This window comes from Vreelandella titanicae (assembly GCF_014697095.1).
GTDB lineage: Bacteria > Pseudomonadota > Gammaproteobacteria > Pseudomonadales > Halomonadaceae > Vreelandella > Vreelandella titanicae.
In genome coordinates this window covers 4,845,864-4,858,760 of the sequence record NZ_CP059082.1, presented here as the reverse complement: position 1 = coordinate 4,858,760, position 12,897 = coordinate 4,845,864, and the positions used below count along the sequence as shown (strand labels likewise).

At 55.5% G+C, this 12,897-nt stretch carries 12 protein-coding genes; 8 read left to right on the top strand and 4 right to left on the bottom strand.

What is annotated here, in order from left to right; genetic code table 11:
* Positions 1–114 precede the first annotated feature (114 nt).
* The 3 genes from HZS52_RS22425 to HZS52_RS22415 all read left to right on the top strand — a co-directional run bounded on the left by HZS52_RS22425 (position 115) and on the right by HZS52_RS22415 (position 1,971).
* Positions 115–573: a carboxymuconolactone decarboxylase family protein gene (locus HZS52_RS22425; protein ID WP_039859289.1), complete on the top strand. Its 459-nt coding sequence runs from the start codon at positions 115–117 to the stop codon at positions 571–573.
* 66 nt (positions 574–639) lie between these two features.
* A complete protein-coding gene (locus tag HZS52_RS22420) occupies positions 640–1,068 on the top strand; it encodes a RidA family protein (RefSeq protein ID WP_041157833.1) in 429 nt (142 codons plus the stop codon).
* 15 nt (positions 1,069–1,083) lie between these two features.
* Entirely contained in the window at positions 1,084–1,971 is an 888-nt protein-coding gene (locus tag HZS52_RS22415) for a sigma-70 family RNA polymerase sigma factor (protein ID WP_190373721.1), read from the top strand.
* Between the two features lie 128 nt (positions 1,972–2,099).
* Here HZS52_RS22415 and HZS52_RS22410 read toward each other — a convergent pair whose 3' ends face one another.
* Together HZS52_RS22410 and HZS52_RS22405 are read right to left on the bottom strand one after the other, a co-directional pair.
* Positions 2,100–2,660, bottom strand: a complete 561-nt coding sequence (locus HZS52_RS22410) for a manganese efflux pump MntP (RefSeq protein WP_190373720.1) — start codon at positions 2,658–2,660, stop codon at positions 2,100–2,102.
* Between the two features lie 442 nt (positions 2,661–3,102).
* Positions 3,103–4,062 (bottom strand): AraC family transcriptional regulator, encoded by a 960-nt coding sequence (locus HZS52_RS22405; RefSeq protein ID WP_022520552.1) that lies wholly within the window; start codon positions 4,060–4,062, stop codon positions 3,103–3,105.
* 507 nt (positions 4,063–4,569) lie between these two features.
* On the opposite strand from HZS52_RS22405, the gene HZS52_RS22400 reads away from it, so the two are divergent.
* Both HZS52_RS22400 and HZS52_RS22395 read left to right on the top strand, forming a co-directional pair.
* Positions 4,570–5,757, top strand: coding sequence for an efflux RND transporter periplasmic adaptor subunit (locus HZS52_RS22400; RefSeq protein ID WP_159176335.1), 1,188 nt, complete (start codon positions 4,570–4,572; stop codon positions 5,755–5,757).
* Positions 5,758–5,763: 6 nt separating this feature from the next.
* Positions 5,764–8,946 carry an efflux RND transporter permease subunit gene (locus HZS52_RS22395; RefSeq protein WP_190373719.1) on the top strand — a complete coding sequence of 1,061 codons (3,183 nt, stop codon included), beginning with the start codon at positions 5,764–5,766 and terminating at the stop codon, positions 8,944–8,946.
* Here the strand turns inward: HZS52_RS22395 and HZS52_RS22390 are convergent.
* Positions 8,919–9,878: a sodium-dependent bicarbonate transport family permease gene (locus HZS52_RS22390; protein WP_027959812.1), complete on the bottom strand. Its 960-nt coding sequence runs from the start codon at positions 9,876–9,878 to the stop codon at positions 8,919–8,921. The two genes, HZS52_RS22395 and HZS52_RS22390, sit on opposite strands and share 28 nt — an antisense overlap.
* Positions 9,879–9,986: 108 nt before the next feature.
* Here HZS52_RS22390 and HZS52_RS22385 point away from each other — a divergent pair, with 108 nt between their 5' ends.
* From HZS52_RS22385 to HZS52_RS22375, 3 genes are all read left to right on the top strand, one after another.
* On the top strand, positions 9,987–10,946 hold the full coding sequence (locus tag HZS52_RS22385; RefSeq protein WP_223827993.1) for a LysR family transcriptional regulator: 960 nt from the start codon (positions 9,987–9,989) through the stop codon (positions 10,944–10,946).
* Positions 10,947–11,139: 193 nt separating this feature from the next.
* Positions 11,140–11,610, top strand: a complete 471-nt coding sequence (locus HZS52_RS22380; RefSeq protein WP_041157837.1) for a GFA family protein — start codon at positions 11,140–11,142, stop codon at positions 11,608–11,610.
* A 146-nt stretch (positions 11,611–11,756) separates the two neighbouring features.
* On the top strand, positions 11,757–12,086 hold the full coding sequence (locus HZS52_RS22375; RefSeq protein ID WP_041157838.1) for a four-helix bundle copper-binding protein: 330 nt from the start codon (positions 11,757–11,759) through the stop codon (positions 12,084–12,086).
* A 92-nt stretch (positions 12,087–12,178) separates the two neighbouring features.
* On the opposite strand, the gene HZS52_RS22370 is transcribed toward HZS52_RS22375, so the two are convergent.
* Positions 12,179–12,832: a phosphoribosyltransferase gene (locus HZS52_RS22370; RefSeq protein ID WP_190373717.1), complete on the bottom strand. Its 654-nt coding sequence runs from the start codon at positions 12,830–12,832 to the stop codon at positions 12,179–12,181.
* Positions 12,833–12,897: the final 65 nt, after the last annotated feature.

The following is a 12,897-nucleotide window of genomic DNA, read 5'->3' as shown; positions in this document are numbered from 1 at the left end:
TTTATTTTCTAAATTATTTCTCACCATGTCACAAACATTAAGGCTGTTCCGTCTACCTCTGTAGAACGACCGGTGGATAGCTTTCCACTCCATATAAAACAGAGGAGCAAGACAATGGAAACACGCCTGAACGCCTTTAAAGCCTCTCCAGAGGGCATTACCGCGATGACTAAGCTAGAGGAGTACGTTCGCCACTGTGGACTGGAATTTAGTCTGATTGAGCTAGTTAAAACACGCGCCTCCCAGATCAATGGCTGTGCATTTTGCCTGCATATGCACACCAGCGATGCCCGCGCAGCGGGTGAGAGCGAGGCACGCCTTTACCTGCTGTCTGCCTGGCGCGAGTCCACTCTCTATACGCCACGGGAACGGGCGGCGTTGGCCTGGACCGAGGCGTTGACAAGGTTGGCTGGCACTGGCGCACCAACGAAGGATTACGAGCAGGGCCTAGCGAATTTTACCGAGAAAGAGTTCGTTGACCTCACATTACTGATTGGGGCGATTAACGTCTGGAACCGCATTAGTGTAGGTTTTCGTTCGGTTCATCCGAACGAAATCCAAAACCTTCAGTAATCAGAGCTGAGGGTTAGTGGTATGTTTTGTTGCATCATAAAACGCTTTAAATGGGGAATTATCGCTATGGCGCTGAACACAGCTCACGCAGGTGGGGTAACGACGGCTATCGTCAATCCTGATGAACTTTATGATCCTGCACCTAATGGCTATAGCCACGCGGTGGTTGCCAGTGGAGGTAGCCGGGTTGCCTACATTGCCGGTCAGGGAGGCGAAAATGGTCAGGGAATACTGCCTGAGTCGTTTGTGGATCAGGTTGCCCAAGCCTATCGCAACCTTAGAACTGTGTTGCACGAACTTGATGCGAGCCCGCAACAGGTTACTCGTATTAACACCTATGTCGTCAATTATGATCCTTCCATGTTGGAAGTTATGACCCGCTATGTGAAGGAGACCTTTGGTGATGCGCTACCAGCGCAAACACTTGTTCCGGTACCGCGGTTAGCGCTGGATGGCATGCTGTTTGAAGTGGACGCGACCGCCGTGCTTGAGTAGCGGGAGCCAATCACCATGACGGAACAGTCTGCGCGCCAGTTTAATCACTGGCGCCGTTATCTGACCGGTATCGCCTATCGAATGCTGGGTTCGGTGAGCGAAGCGGAGGATGTGGTACAGGATGCCTACCTGCGCTGGCATGATGCTGACCACCTTTCGGTGAACGATGTGCGTGCCTATCTGACCACCGTCACCAGCCGGCTTTGTCTTGACCGCCTTAGGGTAGCTCATCGACAACGTGAGGTTTATGTGGGCCCCTGGTTGCCTGAACCGCTGGTGGAAACGCTGGATACTCCGGTAGACCCCGAGGCGCTAGCCAGCGATGTCTCTTTCGCCCTGATGCTGGCGCTGGAGCGACTGTCGCCTTTGGAACGGGCTGCGTTCCTACTGCACGATGTGTTCGGTCTGGATTTTGGCCAGGTCGCCATCAGCCTCGAACGTAGTGAAACAAGCTGTCGCCAACTTGCCAGCCGGGCTCGCAAAAAGGTGCGGGCCGCACGCCCGCGCTATCAGGTGGCGGCTGGAGAGCACAGCCAACTGACCCAACGCTTCTTTGAAGCAGCACGCAGTGGCGACGTCACCGAATTGAAGGCTTTGTTGAGCGGCAGCGCGACGCTGCATGCCGATGGAGGCGGCAAGAGAGTTGCTGTACGCAGACTCATTATCGGCGCAGATAAAATAAGCCGGTTCTTTGCAGGCTTGGCCCACAAGTCGACGTCATCCAACCCTTGCTGGGTAAGTCATGTAATTGTCAATGGGCTTCCGGGGTGGTTAACGATCGAACACGATGGGCTACCTCAGGTCATGACTCTGGAGGTCGTGGATAGTCGTATCCAGGCACTTTACATTGTGCGTAATCCGGATAAATTACGCCACTTGGCTGACCAGCTACCGCAGCTTTAGTCTTTAGTTAAGTAAATAGGTTTTTCTCAAGCTTTTCTTTTACGGCAGCTTCATGTGTAAAAGCTCAATCGCTTAAGAAGGACTTTCAGGTTTAAAAGAGGTCAAGGTTATAAATTGCTGGTTAAGCATTAAAAAAAAGCTGTGTGCTCGGCCAATACTGCTAAGCCAATTCCGATTAGCACAATACCGCCGATAAGTTCTGCCCAGTGACCGACGAACTTGCCAAGCTTATTGCCCAGAAAAGTGCCTATAGAGGCCATTACCGTAGTAGCGAGGCCGATAACTAGGCTGGTGGCGATGATATTGGCATCGATAAAGGCGAGGCTGGCGCCCACAGCCATGGCATCAATGCTGGTAGCAGTGGCGGTCAACACCAATAACCAGAGCGTCTGTTTGCGGTGCTCTATCTTGTCTTCCTTTTTGAGCCCGGCATGCATCATGTGAAGGCCGATAAGCGTCAGCAGGGTAAAGGCCACCCAGTGATCCCAGGCTTGCACATACTGCTGAGATGCCTTGCCCGCTACCCAGCCGAGTACCGGGGTAATGGCTTCGATCACACCAAAGACCAGGCCAATCCCGATGGCGTGACGATACCGTGGCTTTTGCAGCTCGGCGCCTTTGCTGATGGAGGCGGCGAAGGCATCCGCCGACATGGATACGGCTAGAAACAGCAGGGTAATTGGTGTCATGGAGTGTGAACTCGCTCGCTGGAAAAGTACCGCGCACATGTACCCAGTGGCAGAGTAGTAATACTATGCTTGAGTGTAAAAGTCGGGTATTCAATAGCGATGAATCCTACCACGATTTATTAAACAAACAAGACAGAGCTTTAAAAATAAAGTTTGTAATAGTGAACTAACATAGCCTTGGCTAACAATGTGTGTGTTAGCTGATTTTGTTTGCTTTTAATATACTTGTGTGACTTGTGATAAAGATGTGAACCTATTGCGTTCGTCATGTTTAATGACGTTGTGATGTGCTTTTAAGGTTAAAGATTTATAGTTATCTATAGCGTTATTGTTGTTGGTGATTTAGTTGCAATGATTCAAGATTAAGTGGCTTGAAGTTATAAAAGACTAAATAGCCGTTATCAGAATCATCGGGAAAACCAGAAGCCGATTACACTGGAAGTCATGCAGTCTGCGGTGCTGTTCCCGCTGCCCGCAGTTGAATAACATCAGCTCGGGGTGGCGCGCCGAACATGCGGCTGTATTCGCGGCTAAAGTGGGAAGGGCTTTCATAACCTACCCGGTAGCTGGCGGTGGCCGCCTCGAGCCCCTCGGCCAGCATGAGTCGTCGGGCCTCGTGCAGGCGAAGTTTCTTCTGGTACTGCAGGGGCGACATGCGTGTGACTTGCCGGAAGCTATGGTAAAGCGTCGATTCACTCATGTTGGCGGTTGCTGCCAGTTCACGGATCTTGAGCGGTTGCGTGTAGCGCTCTTTAAGCGCATAGATGACCCGCGCAATCCGGTTAGCCTGGGAGTCGGAGGCGGCAAACCGGCGCATGTGAGGCCCCATGGCACCCATGAGTGCCCGATAGATCAACTCCCGACGGGCTAAGGGGGAAAGCACCTTGATGTCTTCCGGGGAGTCGAGCAGGCTCAACAATCGATAAAGTGCACCCTGCATGCGTGCATCCATGGGGGCCGATTTTAATCCGCAGTCCGTCTCGGAGCAGATAGTATCATTTCCCGCGGGCGGCGCTGTGTCGCCCAGTTCCAGTATCAGTCCTGCTACCTCCTGGGGATCCACTGAGACTTTTACCGCCAAGTAGGGCTTTTCCGGGGTGGCATGGTCAATCCTGCCTACCACCGGTAGGTAAACGGCGCTACCCATGTAGCTGGGCCCGGTGTAGACGATCTCCTTGTCACCTAGTAGCACGGTCTTGCTGCCTTGAATGACAAAACACAGACACGGCTCGTATACCGCACAGTGAAAGCTGGTAGGGGCGTCAGCGCGCACCAGTTGCACTTCGGCAATCGCCGTATCCTGAAGCTCTTCAAGTGGGCTCCAGCGACGGGCAACGCTGATTAACTGTTGCGATAGGTTGTCGCTGAGCTGGACAATCTGCTCAGGCAAGATAGTGGTCAATGGCTTTCCTCCCTATTAGTTCGCAGTATATGCCTTCGATTTATAAATCGTAGGCTTTTTCATTTGATTCTGCAGGATCAGGCAAGTACCCCGTAGAAATCGACAACCCGCATCAGCTGTCACCTGACCGTCATGCTGTGCAAGTCCGAAAATCGTTCGTTTGTTTGATTGGGCCTGCTTATTGGGCCGCTCTCTGCCCGTGACAGAAACAGGCAAGCTTTCCGCAGGAACACGATACCTCTCTCGCGCTCGTACCGCCTATTGTAGGTAGCGTCTGATGGGCGCTAAGCCCGCAGCCTGGTGCTGCGGGCTTGCCTGCCCTCCGTATGACCAGAGCGTCTTTCAAGAACGCTACCGGTCTGAGACTCCCCCTCACGGTGGAAGCCGTAGGGCAATGTCGAAATGGATCGTGCTGAACCGACTAATTAAATGCCAACCGCCAACGCGGTGAGGCGTTATATAACGAATGCTGCTATCGGCGTCCGATAGCCACTGGAGCAAGTAATCATGGGAAGTCTGTCTCTAAGAACCCGCTTTGCAAGCAGCCGGGCGATATTCCTGTTCCTGCTGCTGATGGCCTTGCTTACCGGCTGCGAAGCCAAGAGTGAGGAGGCGGCTTCTGCATCGCCCCCGCCACCCCCAGAAGTCGAGGTGGCAGAAGTGACCGCTCAGCCAGTGGTGTTGAGTGAGTCATTCACCGGGCGGGTGGAAGCGGCTGAAACGGTTGAATTAAGGTCGCGAGTCAGCGGCTATATCCAGGAAGTCGCTTTCGAGGAGGGAGAGCTGGTAGAGCAGGGAGATTTGCTGTTCTTGATCGATCCACGCCCATACCAGGCCCGTGTTAACGCCGCCCAAGCGGATCTTGCCCAGGCCAGGAGCCAGCAGGCTCAGGCTGGCAGTGAAGCTGAACGTGCCCGGGTGTTGCTAGGGCGTCAGGCCATTTCCCAGGAAGTGCATGACCAGCGTCAATCGGCCCTGAGTAACGCTCGTGCCATGGTCGATGCCGCCGAGGCAGCGTTGCAGACCGCCGAGCTTGACCTTGAATACACCCGCATTACAGCACCGGTCAGTGGCCGCGTCGGTCGGGCGATGGTCACTCGCGGTAACCTGGCCAGCGCCGACCAGAGCCTTCTGACCACGCTGGTGAGCATCGATCCGATACACGTCTACTTCGAGGCCGACGAGCAGGCCGCGTTTGCCAGCCAGACACTTCTCACCGGTGAAGCATCGAACAACCTGAATATCGAGCTGGGCGGCGACCCGCAGCGCCAGTACAAAGGCACCCTGGACTTTATCGACAACCGCTTGAACCCCAACACCGGCACCCTGCAATTCAGGGCAGTGCTGGACAACCCGGATGGCCGCATTCGGCCCGGGGAGTTTGCGCGGGTCGAAATGCCGGTCGCGCGGTTGGACCAAGCGTTGCTGGTGGATGGCAAGGCGGTCCTGACCGACCAGGATCGCCGCTACGTCTACGTGGTGGATGAGAACAACCTCGCCCAGCGTCGCCAGGTCGACACAGGGCGCCGGGTGGATGAACGCACGGTCATCAGCGAAGGGCTTGCTGCCGGCGACCGGGTGATCGTCAACGGGGTGCAAAAAGTCTTCATGCCGGGTATGGAAGTGAGCCCCCAAACGGTGCCCGCCGCCCCGGCTGCTGACGCCCAACCCGCCATTGCTGCCAGGGAGGACTAGACCGCCATGAATTTCTCGCGTTTCTTTGTGGATCGACCGATTTTTGCAGCGGTGCTGTCGATCATTATTCTAGCGGTGGGGCTGATCTCCATACCCAACCTGCCCATTAGCGAGTACCCCGACGTGGTGCCGCCATCAGTGGTCGTTCGCACGGTCTACCCCGGCGCTAACCCGAAGGAGATCGCCGAAACGGTCGCCACGCCACTGGAAGAAGCCATCAACGGCGTTGAGGATATGATGTACCTCAAGTCCGTGGCGGGCTCTGACGGTGTGCTGCAGATGACCGTCACCTTCCGCCCTGGTACCGATGCTGAGCAGGCCGCCGTTCGGGTGCAGAACCGCGTCAGCCAAGCGGAAGCCCGACTGCCGGAAGCCGTGCGTCGGCAAGGCGTCACCACCCAGAAGCAGTCGCCAACGTTTCTGATGGTCGTTCACCTGACCTCGCCCAGCGGTGAATACGACACCCTCTACCTGCGCAACTATGTGCGACTGAATGTCCGTGACCGGCTGGCCCGGATCGAAGGGATCGGGGACGCGCAAATCTTCGGCGGTGGGGACTACGCCATGCGGGCGTGGCTCGATCCTGATCGAATAGCTGCCCGTGGCCTGACGGCCAGTGATGTGGTGGGGGCCATGCGTGAACAAAATGTACAGGTCTCCGCCGGGCAGTTGGGAGCTGAGCCCATTGAAGATAGTGACTTTCTTACCCTGATCAACGCCCAAGGGCGGCTGGAAACAGTAGAGGAGTTTGGCGACATCGTGCTGAAGCGCGGCGAGGGCGGCGAGATACTCAGGCTTTCGGATGTGGCCCGGCTGGAAATGGGCGCCGGGGACTATACGCTGCGCTCGCAGTTGGACGGCAATAACGCGGTGGGTGTGGGAATATTCCAGGCACCGGGTGCCAATGCGCTGGATATCCGAGAGCAGGTGATCGCTACCATGGAGGAGCTGTCCGAGCAGTTCCCTGAAGGTGTTGAGTACGAAGCCGTCTACGACACTACGATCTTTGTTAATGACTCTATAAAGTCAGTGATAGCCACCCTACTGGAAGCCGTGTTGCTGGTAGTGTTGGTGGTCACACTGTTCCTGCAGACCTGGCGTGCGTCGATTATCCCGCTGCTTGCAGTGCCGGTCTCGGTGATTGGCACCTTCGGGGCGCTCTACCTGCTGGGGTACTCCATTAACACGCTGACCCTGTTTGGGCTGGTGCTGGCTATTGGTATCGTGGTGGATGACGCCATCGTGGTTGTGGAAAACGTGGAGCGGAACATTGAGGAGGGTCTAAAGCCCCAGGCCGCCGCTCATCAGGCCATGCGGGAAGTGTCTGGCCCTATCATCGCCGTGGGGCTTGTACTGTGTGCGGTGTTTATTCCCATGGCCTTCCTGTCGGGGGTGACCGGTCAATTCTATAGCCAGTTCGCGGTGACGATTGCCATCTCCACGGTGATCTCCACTATCAACTCGCTGACCCTGTCGCCTGCCCTGGCAGCGATGCTGCTTAAGCCACATGACGCGCCCAAAGATCGACTCACCCGAGTGATCGATAAGCTTTTTGGCTGGATTTTCCGTCCTTTCAACCGTTTCTTTAACGCCAGCTCCAACAAATACCAGGGCGGCGTGGCTCGCTCCCTGAAGCATCGTGGCGCGGTGTTTGTGGTCTACGCGCTGTTGTTGCTGGGCACCGGCGTGATGTTCAAGGCGGTGCCACCCGGCTTTATTCCAGTGCAGGACAAGCTTTATCTGATCGCGGGCGTCATTCTGCCGGAAGGCGCGTCGCTGGAGAGAACCGACCAGATGCTTCAGGACGTCGTGGACATCGCCATGGAGACCGAGGGCGTGGAGCACGCCATTGCCTTTCCCGGCCTGAACGCGCTGCAGTTCACCAATACCTCCAACACCGGGGTGGCCTTTCTTACCCTCAGCGCCTTTGGTGAGCGCAGCCTTAGCGCAGCGGAGATAAACGCCCGCATTAATCAGGGCATTGGCGGCCTGAAAGAAGGCTTCGCATTCTCCTTCATGCCACCGCCGATTCTGGGGCTAGGCAATGGGTCGGGCTTCCAGCTGTTCATCGAGGATCGCGGCAATCTTGGCTATGGGGCGCTGCAGCAGGCGGTGAACCAGCTCCAGGGGGCTATTTCGCAAACGCCGGGAATGGGCTTTCCGATCAGCAGCTATCAATCCAACGTGCCGCAGCTGGATGCCGAGGTGGATAGGCTGAGGGCCAAGGCTCAGGGCGTGCCCTTGACCGAGCTGTTCGACACTCTGCAGACCTATCTTGGCTCGACCTATGTGAATGACTTCAATCGCTTTGGGCGCACCTGGCAGGTGATCGCCCAGGCGGACGCCCCTTACCGGGCCAGCGTGGAAGATATCGCCCGGCTGCGTACCCGTAATGACCAGGGGGAAATGGTACCCATCGGCACGATGGTGAACATCACGCAGACCTTCGGCCCGGATCCGGTGTTGCGCTATAACGGCTACCCAGCAGCAGACCTGGCCGGCGAATTTGACCCCCGCGTGCTTTCTTCCGCCCAGGCGATGGATGCCATCAACGCCCTGGCGGAAGAGGTGCTGCCCCCGGGCATGGCGCTGGAGTGGACCGACCTGAGCTACCAGCAATCCACCCAGGGTAATGCGGCTCTAGTGGTCTTCCCGCTGTCGATCCTGCTGGTATTCCTGGTGTTGGCGGCCCTCTACGAGAGCTGGACGCTACCGCTGGCGGTGATTCTGATCGTGCCCATGTCGATGCTCGCGGCGCTGATTGGTGTCTGGTTTGGCGGAGGTGACAACAACATCTTCGTGCAGGTGGGGCTGGTGGTGCTGATTGGCCTGGCCTGTAAGAACGCCATCCTGATCGTGGAGTTCGCCCGGGAGCTGGAACTGCAGGGCAAGGGTGTAGTGGAAGCGGCCCTGGAAGCTTGCCGGTTGCGCCTGCGGCCGATCATCATGACCTCGATCGCTTTCACCGCGGCGGTGTTGCCTTCGGTAGTTGCCACCGGCGCAGGCGCCGAGGTACGGGCGGCGCTGGGCACTGCGGTGTTTGCCGGCATGATCGGCGTCACCCTGTTTGGCTTGTTCCTCACGCCGGTGTTCTACGTGGCGCTGCGTAAACTGTCTGGCCCATTGGTCAGCCATCATAGCGCTACATTGGACACTTCACCTCACCCTACCAGCCATGCCCAAAGTTGATGATAGAGAGGTATGCCCATTAACACGTTAAAAGGGAAGGTGAGCCCCAAAGATGCCAGCATGGCAAGGCCAATGTTGGCATCTGGAATGGCGGCGCGAATAGCAACGGGGGCGGCAATGTAAGAGGCACTGGCGGAGAGACTGGCTAGAATAACCGCTGATCCAGCGGGTAGCCCTAGCCAGTACGCCATTAGCAGGCCAAAGCAGGAAAGCACGATAGGTGCCGCGAGCGCGAATATAATCAGACGGCTGTGCCCCCACCGCAGGCTGCGCAGTGTTTCTGCCGCGACCAAGCCCATCTCCAACAGGAACAGCGCCAGAATGCCATGGAAGGCTTTGGTATACAGCCCGGTGACTGACTCACCTGCATTTGGGCCGTATAGCCAGCCAATAAGCACACCGCCCACCAACAGGATTACACCGCGATTGGTCAGAGTCTCGTGCCACAGCCCGGAAGTTTTGATCGGCTCTGACGTTGTGTCAGCGGCCTTTTTACGGCTGAAGCGCCGGTAGAGCAACAGGCCCAGCATGATGGCCGGTAGTTCGAGCAGTACCAGGTAAAGCGTCACCTGCCCACCTGTTATTAGGCTATGCGCTTCAGTATACGCCAGGGCCACGGCGAACGTACCGGCGCTAACGGAGCCATAGTGGGCTGCAAGGCTGGCGCTGTCGGCGATGGATAGCCGTACTAAATAGTGAACCACCGGAAAGATAAGCAGTGGAATGATGATCCCCAGCAGAGTGACGCCAGATAACTCGACCAGCAGCGATATGCTCAAACTGCCATGCAGCGCCATGCCGCCTTTAAGGCCAATGGTCAGCATCAGCAGTAGGCTCAATATGTCATAAGCGGCTTTGGGAATACTGAGATCGGAGCGCACCACACCGGCAACCACACCTAGCACAAAAAACATCACCACAATATCCGGCACGGACAATCTCCTTGATGGGTTTTAAAGCAGTTACTTTAGCGATCCAAAGAGATTGATGAAAACAAATAAGATTTATATAGTCATAGATGATTATCTATGGGGCTGGCTATGAAAGTACGACAACTCACTTTTCGCTTGCTACAGGTCTATGCCGACGTGGTTCGCACAGGCTCACTGACGGCCACGGCAAATCGGCTCCACCTGACCCAACCCACGGTGTCTCAGCAGCTAAAGCGGCTGAGAGAAATTGTCGGTGAACCGATTGTGCGCCACGAGGAAGGGCGCCTGGTGCCCACTGAGGTTGGTCAGGCGCTTTATCAACTCAGCCAGGACTTGCTTAGCCGTGCTGATGTGTTTAGTCAGTACCTGGAGGAGTACAACCGCGGAGGGCGCGGACACTTCAGTATCGGCTTGGTGAACACCGCGCAATATGTACTGCCACGGCTGTTAGGGCCGTTTGGTCAGGCTAACCCCCAGGTAGATGTCACGGTGGAGATAGGTAATCGCCAGCAGATGCTCAATCGTTTTGAGCGCCATGAGGATGATATCTACGTATTTAGCCACCCGCCCATTGATGACGATGTGTTAGCCGCGCCTTTTCTGAGCAATCCATTGGTAGTGGTGGGGCCGCAGCATTGCCGCTGGGCAGGCGTAGAAGGTCTCAGCATGGACGCACTCAAAGAGGAGCGATTTCTGCTGCGCGAACCGGGCTCTGCGACTCGGCATACCTTTGAAGCCTGGCTGTACAGTGCGGGTATTGAGCTACGCTCTACCCAGCAGATCGCCAGTAACGAGGCTATTCGGCTAGCGGTGGCGTCAAACATGGGTCTAGCGGTGCTGTCTCGCCACGTTGTTGCAGATTCGCCCAACGGCGTCCAAGAGCTGCCGTTGCCGGGCTTTCCGCTGAAAAGTCGTTGGCACTTTGTGGTCAGACGGCAACGCCGCTTACCCCCCGCCGCCATTCGTTTTTTGAGCTATGTACAAGGTTCGCTGGCACAAGCGTTTGACGAGCCCGAAGGGGAGATGGCCGTGGCTGAATTGCTCCAAGCCTTAAAGCCTGAACGCTGATGCATTGACTCACAAACAGCGTCAATTATCCCCGTTGAAAGCGACGTAGATCCTATGCGCTAAGCTAAGATATTAAGATAGAGCCTGAGAGCGCACTTAAGAGAGTACTAAAGAGAGTACTTAAGATCGCACTCGGTTCATGCAGTCGCACCTTGATATTTGTCTTGGGTAACCGCTGCAAACGGAGGTAACTATGCTGCTCAAAGGATCATGCCACTGCCAGGCAGTGACGTTCAGTGTGAAGTCAAACCACCCCTATCCTTTTAATCGCTGTTACTGTTCTGTGTGCCGCAAAACGGCTGGCGGGGGTGGGTACGCAATCAACCTCAGTGGAGAAAGCAAAACGCTCAACGTTAGCGGCGAAGAGCATATTACTGTCTACCGCGCCTTCATTAAGGGGGAGCAGAGCACGGGAGAGCGGCATTTCTGCAAGCACTGTGCATCGTCGCTGTGGGTTTATGACCCCGAATGGCCCGAGCTGGTACACCCTTTCGCTTCGGCGATTGATACGGACTTGCCGACCCCTCCCCGGAAAACGCACATGATGCTGGGAAGTCGGGCCGACTGGGTCGAGGTCAATGGGCAGTTCCAAGATAAATGCTTCGACGAATACCCCGATGAAAGCCTTGCTGAGTGGCACCAGCGCCTGAGGTTGGAGTGTTAGAGTTAAGTGACGCCGCTTGCTGCGCTTGTGTTGCAAGCTCTCTGTTCTACTCTATTAGACGAGTTCTTCAGGAACTCAACATACGGCTTGTCACGCCTGTGCAGGAGTAGGCCGAGTGCTCGTTTGATGACAAGGAGGGTAGAAAGATGGAATTTGAAAAATATAAGCCATGTATTGAAGCGTGCAATATCTGCGCGATCTACTGTGATTCTTGTGCCACTGCCTGCTTGCAAGAAGATGATGTAAAAATGATGGCTGAGTGCATCCGTTTAGATCGTCAATGTGCACAGATATGCCGCTTGGCAGCCTCCTTCATGGCCCAGGGGAGTGAATACGCCAAGGAAATCTGTCGGATATGTGCTGATATTTGTAAAGCGTGTGGAAATGAGTGTGCCAAACACGATGCTAAGCATTGTCAGGAGTGCGCCAAAGCGTGCCAACATTGCGCCAATGAGTGTGCTGCGATGGCTGCCTAAGGCCGCATAAAAGCCTCAATAATTAAACAAGTCAGCTTTCACTGCGTATGAAAGCTGGCTTTTTTGTACTTTAATCTATATCAAAGAATGCGTTAAAGAGAGTGAGCCTTCTGCAATAGGGAGATCACTTCGTCATCGCTGGTTTGGGTAAAATCTTGATAGTGAAGGCCAACGGCAATAAATGGCTCGGGAGTAGCTAAACAGATCAAATTGTCGACCTCGGTAGCCAACTCATCCAGCGTGGACTGCGGGGCGACAGGCACTGCCAAGGTAACGGAAGCGGCTCCTGCTTGGCGTAGTGCTCTGGCGGCTGCTTTAGCTGTTCCACCGGTGGCGATACCATCATCCACCAATAATATGTGACGTTCGCTAACGTTAATGGGCGCCTGATTACCAATATAAGTCTGACGACGGCGGGTTATCTCGCTTAGTTGGCGCTGTACTTCAGCTTCCAGATAACTTTCAGAAGGCTGAAAAATCTGCAGCAAATCCGGTGTCCACAGCACTTGAGGTGGGTCGCCATCGACGACAGCGCCTAGCCCAATCTCGGGTTGCCCAGGCGCACCAATCTTACGCACGATGACCACATCAAGCGGAAGTTTAAGTGCTGCCGCTACCTCGTAAGCAACTGGTACACCCCCACGAGGTAATGCCAGCACTAGGTCATAACGCGCGTCGGATAATACATAAGCAAGCTTTCGCCCTGCTGCGCGTCGATCATCAAAAAGCTCTTGATGCTTGTGCATGTGTGGCTTCTCAACTCCAAAACAGCCTAAACTCCAAAAGGATAAGTGCCTAGCTCTCCCTGGGG